Below are 18,818 nucleotides of genomic sequence, written 5' to 3' on the forward strand. Positions count from 1 at the left end.
CCCTTCAGACAATTAGCGCAGGTTAACCAGGGTATTGAGGATCTGGTCCTGAGTCTTGATGGTCTGCGCGTTCGACTGATAGTTACGCTGCGCGACGATCATGTTGACCAGTTCTTTACTCAAGTCGACGTTAGACGCTTCCAGCGCGCCGCTGGTCAGCTTGCCGAAGTTGCCGGTGCCCGCAGAGCCCAGCAGCGCCACGCCGGAGGCGGTGCTTGCTGACCAGACGTTGTCGCCCTGAGAAGAGAGGCCTTCCGGGTTAGCAAAGTTCGCAAGAACGATCTGACCCAGCAACTGGCTCTTCTCGTTCGAGTAGTTGCCGACGAGGCTGCCGTCTTCGGTCACTTCATAACCGACCAGGTCGCCCGGCTTGTAGCCGTCCTGGTTTGAGGTCAGCAGCACGTTGGCGCCGGAGTTCTGCTGGGTGGTGCCAGTCAGGTTCATGCTGAAGCTGAACGCCGCAGAGCCGTTGAGGGCCGCCACTGCGATCGGCACCTGCTGCGTACCGGCCGGAGCCGCGTTGGTCACGCCAGTCAGGGCGCCGCTGTCGCTGAAGGTCAGGCTGGTCAGCGGCGTGGTCGGGGTCGCGGAGCTTACGCTGGTGTCCATGTTGTAGACATCCCACTTGTTATCCGCGGTTTTCACGTAGTACAGCTTCAGGTTGTGTTCGTTACCCAGGGTGTCGTAAACAGTCAGCGGCACGCTTTTGTTAAAGGTGCTGGAGTTAGCCGGATCGAACGGAGACTGCGCCGGAACATCGTCAGCGGAGTTCAGGTTCATCACGAAGTTCGCGCTGGTGGTTTTGCTTGCCGGCATCTGCGCGGTCGGGATGGTCAGTGAGACCGGATCTGCGCCCTGCTGTACGGTCGGCGGGGTGCCGGTTGCCGGATAGCCGGTTACCTTCATGCCCTGCATGTTGACCAGGTTGCTGTTTTCGTCCAGTTTGAACTGGCCGTTACGGCTGTAGAACACGCCGCCGTTGCTGTCGACCAGACGGAAGAAACCGTTCTGGCTGATAGCCACGTCAAGCTTACGGCCGGTGTTGGTGGTCACGCCGTCGCCAAAGTCCTGGGTGATACCCGCGACTTTAACGCCCAGGCCCGCTTTCGAGCCGGCGAACATGTCGGCGAAAGAGACGGAACCAGACTTAAAACCATAAGTGGCGGAGTTGGCAATGTTGTTGCCGATAACGTCGAGGTTGGTGCTGGCAGCATTCAGACCGCTGACCGCTTGTGAAAAGGCCATTTCTTACTCCTGATAAGATTGAAGGCTTAAATAATTTGCCGTACCTGGTCGAGTGAGGCAGTCCCGTAGGTGCCCAGATCCAGCAGGTTCGAACCGTTGCTTCGCGTAATGCCGTTTACCATCGCGAAGTTAAGCGGCTGCGCGACCAGCTGAGTGCCTCCGTTGCTTGCGGCAATGGAGACGTTGTAGGAGCCATCCGGCGCCTTAGTGCCGTCGCTCATCGAACCATCCCAAGAGAAGGTATGGACACCTGCGCTCAGCGCGCCGATCTCGATGGTACGAACGACTTTCCCGCTCTTATCAGTGACAGTCGCGGTAACTTTATCTGCGGCCTGCTGCAACTCGACGCCAAACGGTGTCGTGGTGTCTTTGCCGGTCAGAATGGTGCTGCCCGGGATCATCACGCCGTGACCGATAAGCGCGCTCGCCGCAAGCGACTGGCTGTTATCGATCTGACCGGAGATAGATCCGAGGGTGGTGTTCAGTTTCTCGATGCCGCTCACCGTACTGATCTGCGCAAGCTGCGTGGTCAGTTCGTTGTTCTGCATCGGGTTGGTCGGGTCCTGGTTTTTCAGCTGCGCCACCAGAAGCGTCAGGAAGCTGCCTTGCAGGTCAGACGCTTTGCTCCCGGTCAGGCTGCTGCTGGAGGTCGCGCTGGCGGCACTGCTGGTGCTGTAATTCTCATTAATAGTTGATGTCACCGACATAACTCTCTCCTTTATTGACCGAGCGTGAGCGTTTTCAGCATCATGCTTTTCACGGTGTTCAGCACTTCAACGTTGGCCTGGTAACTGCGGGAGGCGGACATGGAGTTCACCATCTCGCCCACCACGTCAACGTTCGGCATACGGACATACCCTTTGGCGTCCGCCAGCGGGTTGCCTGGCTCATAAACCAGCTTGTCCGGCGCCTGGCTTTCCACGACATCCGTTACCTTCACACCGCCTGTCGCGGCGCCTGGCGCGGCATCCACCTGGAAAACCACCTGCTTGGCGCGGTAAGGCTGTCCATCCGGCCCGGTCGCGCTGTCGGCGTTGGCAAGGTTACTGGCCGCCACGTTCATGCGTTTGGATTGCGCGGTCATCGCTGAGCCGGCAATGTCGAAAATGTTTAAAAGCGCCATCGCGTTTTAACCCTTACTGTTGCTGCAGCACGGACATCATGCTCTTGATTTGGCCGCCGAGAACCTGCAGATCGGTCTGATACTTCAGGCTGTTGTCGGCAAACTGGGTACGCTCACGGTCCATATCGACGGTGTTGCCATCCATCGAGGGCTGGTCCGGCACGCGGTAAAGCAAATCAAGAGAAGCGCCGGTGGACGCCTGAGCCGGGATATGGCGTGATGAGGTCACGGCGAGCGTCATGGTGCTGCCTGACGCGCGGCCCTGATCCATCACTTTTTTCAGTTGACTGGCGAAATCAATATCGCGCGCCTGATAACCTGGGGTATCGGCGTTGGCGATATTGGCCGCCAGAATCTCCTGACGCTGAGCGCGTAAATTGATAGCTTCCTGTTGAAAGCGCAGCGCGGCGTCCAGTTTATCGAGCATGATTCCTCCAATTAGTCTGGTGAGTGTGCAAAGCTTATCGCCCCTCACGCGTGCGTTATCGTTGGAATAAACGCAAAATGCGTCGCTATTTGTTGCCTTGAACAAAAACAGAGCAGAGTAGAATCCTCCCTGTTCCGAAAGTGGAGAAGTGCAATGAAGAGCCTGAAATACTGTCTCGCCGCGGGTTTGCTGCTGTTAAGCCCGGGCCTTTTCGCCGATACGCTTAACGCCCAGCTGACGCCGTTCTTTCTTCAGCGTCTTGCAGGCATTAGCGACGCGGTAGTGGTGACGGTGAAAACGCCGGAGCCGCAGAGACTGATTTGCGACAATCCTGATTTCAGCCTGCCGGGCAACGCCCGTCTGTGGGGAAACCTCAGCGTGCTGGTGCGCTGCGGCAGTGAAAAACGGTATATGCAGGTCAACGTTCAGGCCTTCGGGAACTATGTGGTGGCCAGTCAGCCTGTCGCGCGCGGCGGCATGCTGAACGAGTCCAACGTCCGCCTTGAACGCGGCCGTCTGGATCTCCTGCCCCCAAAAGCTATGCTCAATCTTGACCAGGCGCGCGAAGCTGTTACCCTGCGTGACCTCGCGCCCGATCAGCCGGTAATGCTGACGATGGTGCGCCAGTCCTGGCGTGTAAAAGCGGGTCAGCAGGTACAGATAATCGCCAACGGCGAAGGCTTTAGCATTAATGGCGAAGGCCGGGCCTTAAACAATGCGGCGGTGGCGCAAAACGCCCGGGTCAGAATGGCCTCAGGCCAGGTGGTAAGCGGCATCGTGGGTTCTGATGGGATTATTCTGATTAACCTGTAATCTTTATAAAGAATTCATCGTGGCTGCCGATATAGTTAATCAACTAACGATGGATATCGGCTCTACGCCGCGAGCCCCTCTATGAGGAAAAAATCAATGAGCATTGAACGCACGTCCCCCCTGAAGCCAGTGAGTACGGTGCAACCGCGCGAAAACAGTGAACCGCAGGCACCAAAAGCCCGCCAGACGGAAACCACCGCGGCAGGCAGCGCCAGCGTCACCCTTAGCGGCGCCCAGGCAAAACTGATGAAGCCAGGCGCTGATGACATCAACGTTGAGCGTGTGGAAGCGCTGAAGGCCGCCATTCGTAATGGCGAGCTGAAAATGGACACCGGCAAAATCGCCGATGCGCTTATCCAGGAAGCTCAGAGTTACTTGCAGGATAAATAATTTATGAGCCGTCTGTCAGAAGTGTTAGACCAAATGACAACTGTACTGAATTCGCTGAAGTCTGTGATGGACGCGGAGCAGCAACAGTTATCCGCGGGCAGTCTTAACGGCAGTGCGCTTCAGCGCATCACCGAGGAGAAAAGCTCGTTGCTGGCCACGCTGGACTACCTTGAACAGCAGCGCCGCAGCGAACAAAAGACGGACCGCGTCGCGCCGCCGGACGTGGCCGCGCGCTGGCAGACGATTACTCAGAAAACCCTGCACCTGCGCGATATGAATCTGCATAACGGCTGGTTGCTCGAAGGGCAAATGGCCCGCAACCAGCAGGCTCTGGCGGTGTTAAAGCCGCTGCAGGAGCCGGCGCTGTATGGCGCTAACGGGCAGACGTCCGCGAATATGCATCGCGGCGGGAAGAAAATCGCCATCTGACCGCAAGGCAGTGGATAATCATACCCCTTCTGGCAGGGAAACCTGCCGGAAGGTTTTCGCACGTCTGCACTATGCCGCCTGAAAAAAGCCGATAAAAAAACGCGCCGGGCGATAAGCGCGGCGCGTTGGCGTGTAGCGGGCTCAGGCCGTGCGGCGCGCAAAATCGCGAACGCGGAAGCCAAGCAGCGTTAACGTGGCGAAATAGGCGATAACGCCCGCCACCACAACAGCCGCGAGACGCAACAGCCGCAGCGGCATCGTGCCCTGCGCCCAATCCGGCATCAGGTGCATGACGCCCAGCAGCGCGGCGGCCATCACCAGCACCGCGATAACCAGTCGTGCGAGAAACGCGCCCCACCCGGGCTGCGGCTGGAAAATTTTGCGCTTACGTAACTGCCAGTAGAGCAGACTCGCGTTCAGGCAAGCCGCAAGGCCGATGGAAAGCGCCAGTCCGGCATGTTTCAACGGCCCGATAAACGCCAGGTTCATCAGTTGCGTCATGATAAGCGTCACGATGGCTATCTTAACCGGCGTTTTGATGTCCTGGCGCGAATAAAACCCTGGCGCCAGTACCTTCACCACAATCAGCCCCATCAGCCCCACCGAATACGCCACCAGCGCCTGCTGCGTCATGCTCGCATCGTGACTGGAGAATTTACCGTACTGGAACAGCGACACGGTAAGCGGCTTTGCGAGAATGCCCAGCGCTACAGCGCTCGGCAGCGCCAGTAAAAAGCACAGGCGCAGCCCCCAGTCCATCAGACGCGAATATTCGTCATGATTGCCGCTGGCGAAGCTGCGTGACAGCGACGGCAGCAGAATGGTGCCGAGCGCGACGCCCAGCACACCGGACGGGAACTCCATCAGGCGGTCGGCGTAATACATCCAGGAGACCGAGCCGGAGACCAGAAATGAGGCGAAAATAGTGTTAATGATGAGCGAGATCTGGCTCACCGATACGCCAAGAATGGCGGGCCCCATCTGCTTCACCACCCGCATTGCGCCCGCGTCTTTTAAGTTAATGCGCGGCAGCACCAGCATGCCGATTTTCTTCAGGTGCGGCAGTTGATAGACCAGTTGCAGCACGCCGCCGACCGTCACCGCCCAGGCGAGCGCCAGCACCGGCGGGTTAAAGTACGGCGCGGCAAAGAGCGCAAAGCCTATCATGCTGATATTCAGGAAAGTCGGGGCGAACGCCGGCACCGAAAAGCGGTTCCAAGTGTTAAGAATGGCACCCGCGAGGGAGGCCAGCGAAATCAGCAGAATATAAGGAAAGGTAATGCGCAACAGGGATGTGGTGAGCGCGAATTTATCCGCCGTATCCGCGAAGCCCGGCGCCGTGACCAGAATCACCCACGGGGCCGCCAGCATACCGGCGATCGTCACAATAAACAGCGCCAGCGTCAGCAGGCCGGAAACGTAAGCGACAAAGACCCGCGTGGCGTCTTCGCCCTGCTTGCTTTTATATTCGGCGAGGATCGGCACAAACGCCTGCGAAAACGCGCCTTCGGCAAAGATGCGGCGCAGCAGGTTCGGCAGCTTAAAGGCGACGAAAAAGGCGTCCGTCGCCATACCGGCGCCGAACACCCGCGCCACAATGGCGTCGCGTGCAAACCCGAGCACGCGGGAAAACATCGTCATTGAGCTGACCGCAGCCAGCGACTTCAGTAAATTCATTCTTATTCTTTCCCATAAACACCGACGCCTGCAGGGCAGGCGTCAGGGGCTTTTCAGCGAAGCGCTTAGTCTACTCGACTGAAAGGGAAATACTACTGGCAGATGCGCGCCGTGGTTACTCGCGCATCGCCTCGCGCCACAACCGTTCCACCACGCGCTGGGCGGCCAGCGCCTGCTCGCCTGCGGTTTCCGGAACCGTCTGATTCTGCACGCAGTGGATGAAATGCCGCGCGCAGCCCGCGAAGCCGCGCTGCTCCAGCGTGCTCTGCCAGCCGGGCACGGGACGATGCACCACGCCTGCGCCGCGCTCTTCGCGCCAGTCGCGCATGTCGGTGACGTCAATCAGCGCGCCGTCGGTTACCGCCTGCACCCATTCACGCTGACTGCCCGCACGACGGTGCATGCTGGTGGTGATGGAAAGATCGCCGCGGCGAAAATGGTGCTCGGCGTACCACATCTCGCCCTGCGCGGTGGTGTGCAGCGCGCCGCTCGCAAGCGTCGCTTCGCCGCCGCCAAGCCACAGGGCGGTATCCACCAGATGCAGGTAATCGTCCAGCAGCGTAAAGCGCAGGTCGTGCGGGCCGACGCTGTCGGCGCGGTGTTTGTCCATGCGCAGCGACGAGGCGGCGCCGAGTGTCGCTTTCAGTTCGCGATACAGCGGCGCGAAACGGCGGTTAAAGCCGACCATCAGCGTCAGATTGCGTTGTTTCGCCTGCGCCACCAGGCGCTCGGCGTCGGCGAGATGTTCCGCCAGCGGTTTATCCACGCAGACGTGCACGCCCGCATTTAACAGCTCGCTCACCACTTCATAATGGCTGCTGGTGGCGCTGTGCACGAAGACCGCATCGCACTGCGCCGCCAGCGCCTGAAGCGAATCGATATACGGGATACGGTACGCCTCACAGACCGGCAGCGCCCTGGCGCGCGTCGGGGAGAATGCGCCCGCGAGCGTCCAGTCCGTCGCCTGCGACATTACCGGCAACCACGCTTTCTGCGCGATGCCGCCAAGCCCCACTACCCCTACGCGTAATTTCGCCACGATTATTCTCCCAGGTGTGCCAACAGTGATTCGAGGCGCTGGCGTAATTCAGCCACCTCAAGCTCCAGCGCCTCGACGCGCGCGGTTAAGGCGTCGGTATCCGCCGTCGGGGTATCTTCGCTTGTGGCAAACGCCGCAGCATCCGGCTCGCCACAGAACAGATGCATATAGCGGCTCTCGCGCTTGCCCGGCTCGCGCGCAAGACGCGTCACAAACGGGCCATCCTCGCGGCTCGCCAGCGTCTCCAGCGCGCCTTCAAGCGCCGCTGTGTCGCTGAACTCATGCATTCTCGAAGCCCGGCTGCGCAGCTCGCCCGGCGTCTGTGCGCCGCGCAGCAACAGCGTGGTGACAATCGCCACTTCAGCAGGCGAGAATTTCAGATCGCCAAATTCCGAGTTGCAAAAGCGCTGCTCATATTTGGTGACCCGGTTGCCAAAACCGCTGACGGTGCGCAGATAGTGCCGCTTCACCAGGTTATCGAGCGTCTCCTGCACCTGCGCTTCGCTCAGGTTCATTACCGGCTCGCGGTTAGTTTTCTGGTTGCAGGCGGTTACCACGCCGTTGACCGAGAGCGGGTATTGCTCCGGCGTCGTGACCTGTTTTTCGAGCATGCAGCCGATGACGCGCGCTTCCAGCGCGCTGAACTGATGTTTCATGGTTTTCTCCTCAGCGCCCCGGCGTCCATTCACGCGCGGTCAGCGCGGTTAGCACGTGGTCGCGCCAGACGCCGTCAATCAGTAAATAATCTTTGGCATAGCCTTCTTTTTCAAAGCCGAGGCGCGCCAGCAGGTCGCCGCTGCGCTGGTTATGCGGCATATAATTGGCCATGATGCGATGCATATGCTGGCTGCGCTGCATATAGCGAATGGCGCTGGTAAGCGCTTCAAACATCATGCCCTGCCCCTGCCACTTTTCGCCCAGCGAATAACCGAGATAACAGGCGTGGAATGAGCCGCGCACCACGTTGGAAAAATTCGCGACGCCGCGGATTTCGTTTTCGTCCGGGTCGAGCAGCGCGAAATAAAAGGCGCTGCCCTGCTTGTGAAGTTCGTTGATCATGCCAAGCCGCGCCTGCCAGCCAGAGGGGTAGCAGTGGCTTTCATCGCGAACAGGCTCCCAGGGTTTCAGGAACTGGCGATTTTCGGCGTAGTAATCCGCCAGCCGCCACGCGTCGCGATCGTGCACCAGCCGCACCACCAGGCGATCCGTCGTTAATCTTACTTTCGGCACGTTACTTCGGTAGCCAAACATCGATACCCTGCTCCTTTCTCGGCATTATTCCTGATTCCTGCCCCGGACAGCGCGCCATCGCGGGCCTTACGTTTTACTATAACCGCGGTAAACAAAACAGTGAAAACAGCAACCTGCCATTCTTTGACGTGCCGCGCGGCATAACGATGAATTTCATGAATCAATCATAGCGATCGATAAAAAATATTGTCGCTCAAAGCACCGCCAACGGACGCGCCAGGCCGTAAGATAGTCTGTCTCTTCGCTTTTTTCCCTGGAGGGGAAATGTCCAGCGTGTCGCAGGCAAGAAGCCTGGGTAAATATTTCCTGTTAATAGACAATATGCTCGTAGTGTTGGGCTTTTTTGTCGTCTTTCCGCTTATCTCTATCCGCTTTGTCGACAACCTCGGCTGGGCCGCGCTGATGGTGGGCATCGCGCTCGGTCTGCGCCAGCTTGTGCAACAGGGGCTCGGTATTTTCGGCGGCGCTATCGCCGATCGTCTGGGCGCGCGGCCGATGATTGTCACCGGCATGCTGCTGCGCGCGGCAGGTTTCGCGACGATGGCTATCGCCCACGAGCCGTGGGTGCTTTGGGTCTCCTGTGTGCTGTCAGGGCTTGGCGGCACGCTCTTCGACCCGCCGCGCTCGGCGCTGGTCGTGAAGCTGGTACGCCCGCAGGAGCGGGGCCGCTTTTTCTCCCTGCTGATGATGCAGGACAGCGCCGGCGCCGTGACGGGCGCGCTTATCGGCAGTTGGCTGCTGCAATATGATTTCCGCCTGGTGTGCGGCGTAGGCGCGCTGCTGTTTGTGGTTTGCGCCGCGTTTAACGCCTGGCTGCTCCCGGACTGGAAGCTCTCTACCGTACGCACGCCGCTGCGCGAAGGCATGGGCCGGGTGCTGCGCGACAAACGCTTCGTCACCTATGTGCTGACGCTGACCGGCTACTACATGCTGGCGGTACAGGTGATGCTGATGCTGCCGGTTATGGTCAACGATATCGCAGGCGAACCGGCGGCGGTGAAATGGATGTACGCCATTGAAGCCGTGCTGTCGTTGACGCTGCTCTACCCGCTGGCGCGCTGGAGCGAAAAGCGCTTTCGCCTGGAGCAGCGGCTGATGGCCGGGCTGCTGGTGATGACGCTAAGCCTGGTGCCAATCGGCCTTGCAGACAACCTGCAACAACTCTTTACCCTTATCTGCCTCTTTTATCTCGGCTCGATTATCGCCGAACCGGCGCGTGAAACCCTGAGCGCGTCGCTGGCGGACGCCCGCGCGCGGCAGCTATATGGGCTTTAGCCGTCTTGGGCTCGCCTTTGGCGGCGCGCTCGGCTACGCAGGCGGCGGCTGGCTGTTTGACGCTGGCCGCGCGCTCAACACGCCAGAATTGCCCTGGGCTATGCTCGGCATTATCGGCCTCGGCACGTTTATGATGCTCTGGTGGCAGTTCAGCCAGAAACGCCTGACAACGGGGCTGCTGGAGCCGGAAGCCTGATGCGCGGGGGGCGATTTGCTCCCCTGCGTTTTCTCCACCATACTGAAAAATCAGTAACCTGAGCAGGAGGAGAAACGTGAAGTTATATATTTACGATCACTGTCCGTTCTGTGTGAAAGCGCGCATGATTTTCGGGCTCAAGAACCTTCCGGTGGAGCTTATAGTGATGTCCAGCGATGACGAAGCCACTCCCACCCGCATGATTGGCCAGAAAATGGCCCCGATTCTGCAAAAAGACGACAGTCGCTACCTGCCGGAAAGTATGGACATCGTTCATTACGTCGATAACCTCGACGGCAAACCGCTGCTGACCGGCAAGCGTAACCCGGCGATCGAGGAGTGGCTGCGCCGCGTCAATGGCTATGTTAACCGCCTGCTGCTGCCGCGTTTCGCCAAAGCCGCGTTTGATGAATTCGCCACGCCGGAAGCGCGCCGTTACTTTACCGAGAAAAAAGAGGCGGCGATTGGCTCGTTTGAGGACCATATGGCGCACTCTGCGGGGCTTATCAAAAATATCAGCGACGACCTGCGCGCGCTCGATAAGTTTATCGTCCAGCCAAACGCCGTGAACGGCGAGCTTTCCGAAGATGACATACACCTCTTCCCGGTGCTACGTAACCTGACGCTGGTGGCGGGCGTCAACTACCCTACCCGCGTTGCCGATTACCGCGACAACATGGCCAAGCAGACGCAAATTAATCTGCTCTCCTCAATGGCTATCTGACCTGCACGCCGGTGGCTCCCACCGGCGTTTTAAGCCGAATCCGCTTTTGCCGCTTCCACTGGCGGGGCATCCTGCTTTGTGTCAGGATCGCCCGACAGCACCAGAACGAGGGAAGCTCATGAAAAAAATGTTAGTCGCCGCAGCGCTTATCGTCAGCGGCTTGCTGGTGGGATGTAACCAGCTCACGCAGTACACCGTCACCGAACAGGACATCAACCAGGCGCTGCAAAAGCGGAATAACTACGCGAAAGATATCGGCCTGCCGGGCGTCGCGGACGCGCATATCGTTTTAACCAATCTCAGCAGCGCGATCGGCCGCGAAGAGCCCAATAAAGTCACGCTGACTGGCGATGCGAGCCTCGATATGACGTCGCTGTTCGGCAACCAGAAAGCGCTGGTGAAGCTGAAGCTCAAGGCGTTGCCCTCATTCGATAAAGACAAGGGCGCGATTTATCTGCGCGAAATGGAGATTGTCGACAGCAGCGTGACGCCGGACAAAATGGCGCCGGTGCTCGAAACCCTGATGCCGTATCTGAATAAGTCGCTGCGCAGCTACTTCGAACAGCGTCCGGCGTATGTGTTGAGCGAAGATCGCACCAACGGCGAGGCGCTGGCGAAAAAATTCGCCAAAGGGCTGGAGGTGAAACCCGGCGAAATCGTCATTCCGTTTACCGATTAAAAAATTCCGGGGGCGCGATGCCCCCGAATTTTCATGAAAAGGATGCAAAGGAAAACGTTTACGCTTATCCTTAGTGCCCGGCATAAAACCAGCCATTACTGACTGTTTCCTCAAGCCGGAGCCTTCCATGACTGCACAACCCCAGGTTTTAAAAATCCGCCGCCCCGACGACTGGCATGTTCATCTGCGCGATGGCGACATGCTGAAAACCGTCGTGCCTTACACCAGCGAAACATACGGGCGCGCTATCGTCATGCCAAACCTGGCGCCGCCGGTCACCACTGTGGAAGCCGCTATCGCCTACCGCCAGCGCATCCTTGACGCCGTACCCGACACCCACACCTTCGAACCGTTAATGACCTGCTACCTGACCGACACGCTGGACGCGGACGAACTGGAGCGCGGCTTTAACGAAGGCGTTTTTACCGCCGCCAAACTTTATCCGGCTAACGCCACCACTAACTCCAGCCACGGCGTCACCAGCGTGGATAACATCATGACGGTGCTGGAGCGCATGGAAAAGCTCGGCATGCCGCTGCTGGTGCATGGCGAAGTGACCCACAGCGACATCGATATCTTCGATCGCGAAGCGCGGTTTATTGAGACAGTGATGGAGCCGCTCAGACAGCGCCTGACGGGGCTTAAAGTCGTGTTTGAACATATCACCACCAAAGACGCCGCTGACTACGTGCGTGAAGGCAACGAGCGTCTGGGCGCGACCATTACGCCGCAGCACCTGATGTTCAACCGCAACCATATGCTCGCGGGCGGTATTCGCCCGCACCTCTATTGTCTGCCTGTCCTTAAGCGTAACGTGCATCAGCAGGCGCTGCGCGAGCTGGTAGCGAGCGGCTGCGAGCGTGTGTTCCTCGGTACTGACTCTGCCCCCCATGCGCGTCATCGTAAAGAGGCGAGCTGCGGCTGCGCGGGCTGTTTTAACGCGCCCTCCGCACTCGGTGCCTACGCTACGGTCTTTGAAGAGATGAACGCGCTGGCGCACTTTGAAGCCTTCGCCTCGCTCAACGGCCCGCGCTTTTACGGTCTGCCGGTAAATGACGGCACCGTCGAGCTGGTGCGTGAAGCGAGCGTCATGCCAGAAACCATTGAAATTGCAGGCGACACGCTGGTGCCGTTCCTTGCGGGCGAAGCGGTTTGCTGGACGGTAAAAGGCTAAAGCCTGCAAAAAAATCACGGCCCCCTGTTGCATGCCTCATCTTTAAGCTGTATATATATACAGTATGATTAACAGGGGGTTGTTATGCGTATTGAAGTGACTATCGCCAAAACCACGCCGTTACCGCCAGGCGCTATCGACGCGCTGGCCAGCGAGCTATCCCGCCGTATTGAAAGCCATTTTCCGGAAATGCCGAACCACGTGAGCGTGCGCTATGCCGCTGCGAATCAGTTGTCGGTACTGGGTGGCGCTAAAGAAGATAAAGATCGCATCAGCGAAATTCTCCAGGAAACCTGGGAAAGCGCTGACGACTGGTTTTCTGCTGATTAACCCTCGTATCCCTCTTCTCTATGGTGTCAGTTTTCCGGGCTTCGCCGCCCGGTTTTTTTTATATTTGTCCCGCCTTTTTCTGCAATAGTTCGTTTTTTTCTTTTCAGCATTTATCTCATTGATCGCGATGCTTAACAAAAATTTGCGAATAATCTGCCGTTTTATTGTTCAGTTAATTCAAATTTTGAAAAAAATGTGTTTCAGGGTATTTATTTCCTCCCCATTTTCCCTTATTGGTTGATATACTTTATTTGCTTCAGAGATAAGAAATCACGCATTGAACCTCATGAGTCGTTGTCTATAAACACGTATAAAGGGGGTTATGATGGAAAAAAATGAAGTAATACAGACGCATCCCCTTGTTGGATGGGACATCAGCACCGTCGACAGCTATGACGCACTGATGCTGCGGTTGCACTATCAATCCTCTCCGCAGGCGGATCGCGAAGCGACCGAAGTCGGCCAGACATTATGGTTGACCACTGATGTAGCAAGACAATTTATTTCCATCTTAGAAGCCGGCATTGCAAAAATTGAATCCGGTGAGTACCAGGAAAGCGATTATCGCAAGCACTGATACCGTGCTTTTCTTATAACTCAAAGGCATCCTCCGGGGTGCCTTTATTTTTTCCCGCTTGAGAATTGTCCTGCTCTTAATTACTCTGCTAACCAATGGTTTTCGCGGAGTAATTTCATGGAATACGATCTGATTATCATCGGCAGCGGCTCAACAGGCGCAGCGGCCGGTTATTACGCTACCCGCGCCGGGCTTAACGTATTAATGACCGACAGCGCTCACCCGCCGCATCAGGAGGGGAGCCACCACGGCGACACGCGGCTTATCCGCCATGCCTATGGCGAAGGCGAGCGCTATGTTCCGCTGGTGCTGCGCGCTCAGGCGCTGTGGGACGAGCTACAGGAACTCGGCGGCGAGCGTATTTTCGAGCGTACCGGCGTTATTAATCTTGGCCCGGCCGACTCCCCCTTTCTCGCGAACGTTGTCGACAGCGCCACGCGCTGGCAGCTCCCGCTGGAGAAACTGACCGGTGAAGAGGTGATGGCGCGCTGGCCGGAAATTCGCCTGCCGGAAAATTATCTCGGCCTGTTTGAACCTCATTCCGGCGTGCTGCGCAGTGAAAAAGCGATCGCTACGTATATTCGCCTTGCCGAAGAAGCGGGCTGCGCGCAGCTCTTTAACTGCCCGGTCAGCGGGTTTGAGGCCACCGAAGAGGGCGTGCGCGTCACCACCGCCGACGGCGTGTACCACGCCCGCAAAGCGCTTATCAGCGCCGGGACCTGGGTGTCGCGGCTGGTGCCGGGGTTGCCAGTGACGCCGGTGCGTAAAATCTTCGCCTGGTATCAGGCGGATGGCCGCTACAGCACTAACAACCGTTTTCCGGCTTTCACGGGCGAAATGCCGAACGGCGACCAGTTTTATGGCTTCCCGGCGGAAAACAACGAGCTGAAAATTGGTAAGCATAACGGCGGACAGATTATTTCTCGCCCCGAAGAGCGCGTGCCTTTTGGCGCGGTGGCGACCGACGGCGCGGAAGCCTTCCCGTTCCTGCGCCACTTCCTGCCAGGCATTGGCGGCTGTCTGTACGGCGCATCATGCACCTATGACAATACGCCGGATGAGGATTTTATTATCGACACCCTGCCCGATACCCCCAACGTGCTGCTGGTGACGGGGCTGAGCGGCCACGGCTTTAAGTTCGCGTCGGTGCTTGGCGAGATTGCCGCGCGGTTCGCCGCCGGTAAGCCGCACGAATTCGATCTCTCTCCTTTCTCCCTGGCGCGTTTTACCGCTTCTGCATAACTGACCGCAAGCCGGGCCGTGACAGCGCCCGGTTTTCGCTTTCGTATCGACAATCAAATTTATTGACGCCAGACTGACAAAAGCTGATAAATCACTAAACTATTTGGTGGCTAAACAATCTTACCGCCTCGTCGCCAGGCGTTTATACTCAAAATGATATAGGATATTCCCGCCGCCTGTAGCGGTTTTAACAATCAATTAACGAATTTTTTTTACGAATGTTTTAGCTTCAAAATATTTGAACAATTTGTTTTGTTTTTTTGGTTTGCTTTTACTTCGTCTAAACGCCACTGTTTGAGTCATTCTTACTTGCGGACGCATAATCATGCAGTGGCGTAACTCACCAACACGATATGGACATTTCTCAGTACTGCTTCACTGGCTGATGGCACTAACGGTTTACGGCATGTTTGCGCTCGGGCTGTGGATGGTGTCGCTCGGCTATTACGATGTCTGGTATCACCAGGCGCCGGAAATTCACAAGAGCATCGGTATTATTCTGTTTGTCTTTCTGCTGGTGCGCGTGGTCTGGCGCTTTATCTCTCCGCCCCCGCCGCCCCTCGCCAGTTATTCACGCCTGACGCATTTCAGCGCCGTTGCGGTACACGTCATGCTCTACCTGATCCTGTTTACTATTCTTATCAGCGGCTATCTGATCTCGACGGCGGAAGGCAAACCGATCTCCGTCTTCGGGCTGTTCGAGGTACCGGCGCTGGTGAGCGGCGCGGGCGAGCAGGCGGATCTCGCTGGTGATATCCATCTGTGGCTCGCCTGGAGCGTGGTGGGCCTGTCGGTCCTGCACGCGCTGGCCGCGCTGAAACACCATTTTGTCGACAAAGACGTCACCCTGAAGCGGATGCTCGGGAAAGCGTCACACTAACCATGGAGCGAAATATGAAGAAAAGCCTGCTGGGGGTCACTCTGGGTGCCCTGCTGTTCACGACCGGCTCAGCCGTCGCCGCTGATTACAAGATCGATAAAGAAGGCCAGCATGCCTTCGTCAACTTCCGTATCCAGCATCTGGGCTACAGCTGGCTCTACGGCACGTTCCGCGATTTCGACGGCACGTTCACGTTTGATGAGAAAAATCCGGCGGCGGATAAAGTCAACGTCACCATCAATACCAACAGCGTCGACACGAATCACGCCGAGCGCGACAAGCACCTGCGCAGCGCGGAATTCCTGAACGTGGCGAAGTTTCCGAAAGCGACCTTCACGTCGACCGCCGTGAAAAAAGATGGCGATGAACTGGATATCACTGGCGACCTGACTCTGAACGGCGTGACCAAACCGGTAACGCTGGAAGCGAAACTGCTGGGCCAGGGTAAAGATCCGTGGGGCGGCGAGCGCGCGGGCTTTGAAGCGGAAGGGAAAATCAAGCTGAAAGACTTCAACATTACCACCGATCTGGGGCCGGCCTCCCAGGAAGTGGATCTGATTATCTCTGTGGAAGGCGTGAAGCAGAAGTAATCGCCTTTACGGCATAAAAAAAACCGGTCAACTGACCGGTTTTTTTACGCCTGCGGGTTATTCCGGGTCCGGAATGCCGAGCGTAGTGTTGAGACGCCCGCGGGATTTATTAAAGATTTTATTGCCGTTTTCACGACCCGCTCGCCGGCGGCGCTGCTCTTCTTCCGGCAGGGCCATCTCTTCTTTGCACAGCTCGCTGCAGCAACCGGCAAATTTCTCAGCGCAGGCCGGGCACTGAATGAACAGCAGATGGCAGCCGTCATTTTTGCAGTTGGTGTGGCTGTCGCACGGCGCGCCGCACTGGTGGCAGTGCGCGATAACATCTTCCGAGATGCGCTCGCCCATGCGTTCGTCAAACACGAAGTTTTTGCCGACAAAACGTACCGGCAGCCCCTGTTCGCGCGCTTTACGGGCGTACTCAATAATGCCGCCTTCGATATGCCAGACTTTCTGGAAACCGTTATGGCGCATGAATGCGCTCGCTTTTTCACAGCGGATCCCGCCGGTGCAGTACATGACGATTTTCTTTTCCTTGTACTCCTGCATCATCTCCACCGCTTTCGGCAACTGCTCGCGGAAAGTGTCCGCCGGGATCTCCAGCGCATTCTCGAAATGCCCCACTTCATATTCGTAGTGGTTGCGCATATCGATAAACACCGCATCCGGGTCATCGAGCATCGCGTTGACTTCCGCCGCCTTCAGGTATTCGCCCACGTCGCTTGCGTCAAAAGTCGGGTCGTCGATGCCGTCCGCCACGATGCGATCGCGCACTTTCATGCGCAGCACCCAGAAGGATTTTCCGTCGTCATCCAGCGCGATATTCAGACGCAGCCCGTCCAGCGCCGGGTGGAAACCATACAGCGCGGCGCGAAACGCCTCGACGTTGCTTTCCGGCACGCTGATTTGCGCGTTGATACCCTCATGGGCCAGATAAATACGGCCAAAGACATTGAGTTCGGTGAACGCTTTATAGAGCGCGTCGCGCGTTGCTTTCGGATCGTCGATGGTGAAATACTTATAGAATGAGATAGTGGTGCGCGGCTCGGTTTCGGCCAGCATGCGCGCTCTCAGCTCCTCATTCGATATGCGGTTGTGTAACACTGGCATGGTGTACTTTCCTGCTATCGGTGGGGGAATAAATAACGGCCGGCATCATATAGCAATTACCGTTAATTTACATCCCTACATTTTGCGCTACATTTTCCACACCTTAGCGCTTTTATCTTCCCCCGGCGTCGCGGCGTGAACGGCAGAGAATTTTGGTCGTTCGCAAAAAAATGTCACAATACCGGCCGTGAAAGGGCTTCGCCTGCAATTAATGGAATTTTCATGACGCATTTACCGCAATTTTCTCGCGCACTGCTGCACCCCCGTTACTGGCTGACCTGGCTTGGCATTGGCCTGCTCTATCTCGTCGTGCTGCTCCCCTACCCGGTCATCTGGCGCCTGGGGCGTGGGCTTGGCCGCCTGGCGATGCGGGTGATGAAACGCCGCGCGCGCATCGCGCATCGCAATCTTGAGCTCTGCTTCCCACAAATGAGCGAAGCCGAGCGAAAGGCGCTGGTAGTGAAGAATTTCGAATCGGTCGGCATGGGGCTGATGGAAACCGGCATGGCCTGGTTCTGGCCCAACTGGCGCGTTGCGCGCTGGACGGAGGTTTCCGGCGTCGAACCCGTCAAAGCGCTGCTGGCGCAGCAACAGGGCATTTTGCTGATCGGCGTGCATTTCCTGACGCTGGAGCTGGGCGCGCGCATCTTCGGAATGCATACGCCGGGCATCGGAGTTTATCGCCCTAACGACAACCCGCTGCTCGACTGGCTGCAAACCTGGGGACGCCTGCGCTCCAATAAAACCATGCTCGATCGTAAAGATCTTAAAGGCATGATCCGCGCGCTGAAAGGCGGCGAAATCATCTGGTATGCGCCGGACCACGACTACGGCCCACGCAACAGCGTGTTTGTGCCGTTTTTCGCGGTTGATCAGGCTGCCACCACCTCCGGCACCTGGATGCTGGCGAAAACGTCGAAAGCCTGCATCGTGCCGTTCGTACCGCGCCGCAAGGCGGACGGCAGCGGTTATGAGCTGATTGCGCTGGAGCCGGAGTGTGCGCCGCCTGTTGGCAGCGCCGAAGAGACCGCCGCCTGGATGAATAAGGTGGTGGAGAAGTGCATTCTGATGGCCCCGGATCAGTATATGTGGCTGCACCGCCGCTTCAAGACGCGCCCGGAAGGCGTACCGTCTCGCTATTAATCACCCCGCCCGCAGCGCGCCACGTTGCGGGCGTTGCTTCTCCCGCCATTTTTTTCGCCTTCATTCTTGCAAATCCTGATCTTCGACTATTCTTTCCTGAAACAACCATGTCCGTTCAGGGAGAAAGCTATGACTATGTACGCCACGCTTGAAGAAGCCATTGACGCAGCACGCGAAGAGTTCCTCGCCGCGAATCCGGCAATCGAGGAAGAGGACGCGGTTGTCGAGCTGTTCAATATGCAAAAATATGTGCTGCAGGATGGGGAAATTATGTGGCAGGTCGAGTTCTTCGCCAATGAAACCGACGAAGGCGACTGTCTGACCGTATTGACCGGCGACGCCGCGCAGAGCGTGTTTGACGGCGATTTCGACGAGATTGAACTGCGCCAGGAGTGGCAGGAAGAGAATACGCTGCATGAGTGGGATGAAGGCGAGTTTCAGCTGGAGCCGCCGCTGGACACCGAAGAGGGGCGCACCGCGGCGGACGAATGGGATACCACCCGCTAA

At 57.6% G+C, this 18,818-nt stretch carries 22 protein-coding genes and 1 pseudogene; 14 read left to right on the plus strand and 9 right to left on the minus strand.

Annotated features, from left to right (window positions below; translation table 11 throughout):
• Positions 1-12: 12 nt before the first annotated feature.
• The 4 genes from flgE to flgB are packed head-to-tail and all read right to left on the minus strand — an operon-like array spanning position 13 to position 2,795.
• Entirely contained in the window at positions 13-1,245 is a 1,233-nt protein-coding gene (gene flgE, locus BJP61_RS13745) for a flagellar hook protein FlgE (protein ID WP_038863626.1), read from the minus strand.
• Between the two features lie 26 nt (positions 1,246-1,271).
• A complete protein-coding gene (flgD, locus tag BJP61_RS13750; RefSeq protein ID WP_038863628.1) occupies positions 1,272-1,952 on the minus strand; it encodes a flagellar hook assembly protein FlgD in 681 nt (226 codons plus the stop codon).
• An 11-nt stretch (positions 1,953-1,963) separates the two neighbouring features.
• The gene (gene flgC / locus BJP61_RS13755; RefSeq protein ID WP_004385214.1) at positions 1,964-2,368 is read right to left on the minus strand and encodes a flagellar basal body rod protein FlgC; all 405 of its coding nucleotides are present in this window, start codon (positions 2,366-2,368) and stop codon (positions 1,964-1,966) included.
• 13 nt (positions 2,369-2,381) lie between these two features.
• The gene (gene flgB, locus BJP61_RS13760; protein ID WP_038863631.1) at positions 2,382-2,795 is read right to left on the minus strand and encodes a flagellar basal body rod protein FlgB; all 414 of its coding nucleotides are present in this window, start codon (positions 2,793-2,795) and stop codon (positions 2,382-2,384) included.
• A 153-nt stretch (positions 2,796-2,948) separates the two neighbouring features.
• Here flgB and flgA point away from each other — a divergent pair, with 153 nt between their 5' ends.
• The 3 genes from flgA (at position 2,949) to flgN (ending at position 4,427) form a co-directional block, all read left to right on the plus strand.
• Positions 2,949-3,608, plus strand: coding sequence for a flagellar basal body P-ring formation chaperone FlgA (flgA, locus tag BJP61_RS13765; RefSeq protein ID WP_038863634.1), 660 nt, complete (start codon positions 2,949-2,951; stop codon positions 3,606-3,608).
• Between the two features lie 96 nt (positions 3,609-3,704).
• Positions 3,705-3,998, plus strand: coding sequence for a flagellar biosynthesis anti-sigma factor FlgM (gene flgM / locus BJP61_RS13770; protein WP_038863636.1), 294 nt, complete (start codon positions 3,705-3,707; stop codon positions 3,996-3,998).
• 3 nt (positions 3,999-4,001) lie between these two features.
• Entirely contained in the window at positions 4,002-4,427 is a 426-nt protein-coding gene (flgN, locus tag BJP61_RS13775; protein ID WP_038863637.1) for a flagella biosynthesis chaperone FlgN, read from the plus strand.
• Positions 4,428-4,568: 141 nt separating this feature from the next.
• Here flgN and murJ read toward each other — a convergent pair whose 3' ends face one another.
• The 4 genes from murJ to rimJ all read right to left on the minus strand — a co-directional run bounded on the left by murJ (position 4,569) and on the right by rimJ (position 8,394).
• On the minus strand, positions 4,569-6,104 hold the full coding sequence (gene murJ, locus BJP61_RS13780) for a murein biosynthesis integral membrane protein MurJ (RefSeq protein WP_038863638.1): 1,536 nt from the start codon (positions 6,102-6,104) through the stop codon (positions 4,569-4,571).
• 115 nt (positions 6,105-6,219) lie between these two features.
• The gene (locus tag BJP61_RS13785; RefSeq protein WP_171998556.1) at positions 6,220-7,143 is read right to left on the minus strand and encodes a Gfo/Idh/MocA family oxidoreductase; all 924 of its coding nucleotides are present in this window, start codon (positions 7,141-7,143) and stop codon (positions 6,220-6,222) included.
• Between the two features lie 2 nt (positions 7,144-7,145).
• On the minus strand, positions 7,146-7,799 hold the full coding sequence (locus tag BJP61_RS13790; protein WP_161579239.1) for a YceH family protein: 654 nt from the start codon (positions 7,797-7,799) through the stop codon (positions 7,146-7,148).
• Between the two features lie 10 nt (positions 7,800-7,809).
• Positions 7,810-8,394, minus strand: a complete 585-nt coding sequence (gene rimJ / locus BJP61_RS13795; protein ID WP_075194106.1) for a ribosomal protein S5-alanine N-acetyltransferase — start codon at positions 8,392-8,394, stop codon at positions 7,810-7,812.
• Between the two features lie 264 nt (positions 8,395-8,658).
• Here rimJ and mdtH point away from each other — a divergent pair.
• From mdtH to BJP61_RS13840, 9 genes and pseudogenes are all read left to right on the plus strand, one after another.
• Positions 8,659-9,865, plus strand: a pseudogene (gene mdtH / locus BJP61_RS13800) (multidrug efflux MFS transporter MdtH).
• 76 nt (positions 9,866-9,941) lie between these two features.
• Positions 9,942-10,589 (plus strand): glutaredoxin 2, encoded by a 648-nt coding sequence (grxB, locus tag BJP61_RS13805; protein ID WP_171998557.1) that lies wholly within the window; start codon positions 9,942-9,944, stop codon positions 10,587-10,589.
• Between the two features lie 118 nt (positions 10,590-10,707).
• The gene (locus tag BJP61_RS13810; protein ID WP_161581282.1) at positions 10,708-11,268 is read left to right on the plus strand and encodes a lipoprotein; all 561 of its coding nucleotides are present in this window, start codon (positions 10,708-10,710) and stop codon (positions 11,266-11,268) included.
• Positions 11,269-11,395: 127 nt separating this feature from the next.
• Positions 11,396-12,442 carry a dihydroorotase gene (gene pyrC / locus BJP61_RS13815; RefSeq protein ID WP_171998558.1) on the plus strand — a complete coding sequence of 349 codons (1,047 nt, stop codon included), beginning with the start codon at positions 11,396-11,398 and terminating at the stop codon, positions 12,440-12,442.
• Positions 12,443-12,526: 84 nt separating this feature from the next.
• Positions 12,527-12,772 (plus strand): DNA damage-inducible protein I, encoded by a 246-nt coding sequence (gene dinI / locus BJP61_RS13820; protein WP_038863649.1) that lies wholly within the window; start codon positions 12,527-12,529, stop codon positions 12,770-12,772.
• Between the two features lie 322 nt (positions 12,773-13,094).
• Positions 13,095-13,349 (plus strand): biofilm formation regulator BssS, encoded by a 255-nt coding sequence (bssS, locus tag BJP61_RS13825; protein ID WP_023898967.1) that lies wholly within the window; start codon positions 13,095-13,097, stop codon positions 13,347-13,349.
• Between the two features lie 117 nt (positions 13,350-13,466).
• Positions 13,467-14,591 (plus strand): N-methyl-L-tryptophan oxidase, encoded by a 1,125-nt coding sequence (gene solA / locus BJP61_RS13830; protein WP_171998559.1) that lies wholly within the window; start codon positions 13,467-13,469, stop codon positions 14,589-14,591.
• Positions 14,592-14,916: 325 nt separating this feature from the next.
• Entirely contained in the window at positions 14,917-15,471 is a 555-nt protein-coding gene (locus tag BJP61_RS13835) for a cytochrome b (protein ID WP_038863652.1), read from the plus strand.
• Positions 15,472-15,485: 14 nt separating this feature from the next.
• Positions 15,486-16,061, plus strand: coding sequence for a YceI family protein (locus tag BJP61_RS13840; RefSeq protein WP_038863653.1), 576 nt, complete (start codon positions 15,486-15,488; stop codon positions 16,059-16,061).
• Between the two features lie 57 nt (positions 16,062-16,118).
• Here the strand turns inward: BJP61_RS13840 and BJP61_RS13845 are convergent, their stop codons facing one another.
• The gene (locus tag BJP61_RS13845) at positions 16,119-17,168 is read right to left on the minus strand and encodes a rhodanese-related sulfurtransferase (protein ID WP_171998560.1); all 1,050 of its coding nucleotides are present in this window, start codon (positions 17,166-17,168) and stop codon (positions 16,119-16,121) included.
• 222 nt (positions 17,169-17,390) lie between these two features.
• Between BJP61_RS13845 and BJP61_RS13850 the strand changes: the two genes are divergently transcribed.
• Both BJP61_RS13850 and BJP61_RS13855 read left to right on the plus strand, forming a co-directional pair.
• On the plus strand, positions 17,391-18,311 hold the full coding sequence (locus BJP61_RS13850) for a Kdo(2)-lipid IV(A) acyltransferase (RefSeq protein WP_171998561.1): 921 nt from the start codon (positions 17,391-17,393) through the stop codon (positions 18,309-18,311).
• A gap of 129 nt (positions 18,312-18,440) precedes the next feature.
• On the plus strand, positions 18,441-18,818 hold the full coding sequence (locus BJP61_RS13855) for a MysB family protein (protein ID WP_038863658.1): 378 nt from the start codon (positions 18,441-18,443) through the stop codon (positions 18,816-18,818).

This window comes from Cronobacter sp. JZ38 (assembly GCF_008932145.1).
Lineage (GTDB): Bacteria > Pseudomonadota > Gammaproteobacteria > Enterobacterales > Enterobacteriaceae > Cronobacter > Cronobacter muytjensii.

Excerpts from the sequence above, each read along its gene's own strand:
- flgE (WP_038863626.1), bottom strand. The coding sequence starts at position 1,245 with ATGGCCTTTTCACAAGCGGTCAGCGGTCTGAATGCTGCCAGCACCAAC.
- flgD (WP_038863628.1), bottom strand. The coding sequence starts at position 1,952 with ATGTCGGTGACATCAACTATTAATGAGAATTACAGCACCAGCAGTGCC.
- flgC (WP_004385214.1), bottom strand. The coding sequence starts at position 2,368 with ATGGCGCTTTTAAACATTTTCGACATTGCCGGCTCAGCGATGACCGCG.
- flgB (WP_038863631.1), bottom strand. The coding sequence starts at position 2,795 with ATGCTCGATAAACTGGACGCCGCGCTGCGCTTTCAACAGGAAGCTATC.
- flgA (WP_038863634.1), top strand. The coding sequence starts at position 2,949 with ATGAAGAGCCTGAAATACTGTCTCGCCGCGGGTTTGCTGCTGTTAAGC.
- flgM (WP_038863636.1), top strand. The coding sequence starts at position 3,705 with ATGAGCATTGAACGCACGTCCCCCCTGAAGCCAGTGAGTACGGTGCAA.
- flgN (WP_038863637.1), top strand. The coding sequence starts at position 4,002 with ATGAGCCGTCTGTCAGAAGTGTTAGACCAAATGACAACTGTACTGAAT.
- murJ (WP_038863638.1), bottom strand. The coding sequence starts at position 6,104 with ATGAATTTACTGAAGTCGCTGGCTGCGGTCAGCTCAATGACGATGTTT.
- BJP61_RS13790 (WP_161579239.1), bottom strand. The coding sequence starts at position 7,799 with ATGAAACATCAGTTCAGCGCGCTGGAAGCGCGCGTCATCGGCTGCATG.
- rimJ (WP_075194106.1), bottom strand. The coding sequence starts at position 8,394 with ATGTTTGGCTACCGAAGTAACGTGCCGAAAGTAAGATTAACGACGGAT.
- BJP61_RS13810 (WP_161581282.1), top strand. The coding sequence starts at position 10,708 with ATGAAAAAAATGTTAGTCGCCGCAGCGCTTATCGTCAGCGGCTTGCTG.
- pyrC (WP_171998558.1), top strand. The coding sequence starts at position 11,396 with ATGACTGCACAACCCCAGGTTTTAAAAATCCGCCGCCCCGACGACTGG.
- dinI (WP_038863649.1), top strand. The coding sequence starts at position 12,527 with ATGCGTATTGAAGTGACTATCGCCAAAACCACGCCGTTACCGCCAGGC.
- bssS (WP_023898967.1), top strand. The coding sequence starts at position 13,095 with ATGATGGAAAAAAATGAAGTAATACAGACGCATCCCCTTGTTGGATGG.
- solA (WP_171998559.1), top strand. The coding sequence starts at position 13,467 with ATGGAATACGATCTGATTATCATCGGCAGCGGCTCAACAGGCGCAGCG.
- BJP61_RS13835 (WP_038863652.1), top strand. The coding sequence starts at position 14,917 with ATGCAGTGGCGTAACTCACCAACACGATATGGACATTTCTCAGTACTG.
- BJP61_RS13840 (WP_038863653.1), top strand. The coding sequence starts at position 15,486 with ATGAAGAAAAGCCTGCTGGGGGTCACTCTGGGTGCCCTGCTGTTCACG.
- BJP61_RS13845 (WP_171998560.1), bottom strand. The coding sequence starts at position 17,168 with ATGCCAGTGTTACACAACCGCATATCGAATGAGGAGCTGAGAGCGCGC.
- BJP61_RS13850 (WP_171998561.1), top strand. The coding sequence starts at position 17,391 with ATGACGCATTTACCGCAATTTTCTCGCGCACTGCTGCACCCCCGTTAC.
- BJP61_RS13855 (WP_038863658.1), top strand. The coding sequence starts at position 18,441 with ATGACTATGTACGCCACGCTTGAAGAAGCCATTGACGCAGCACGCGAA.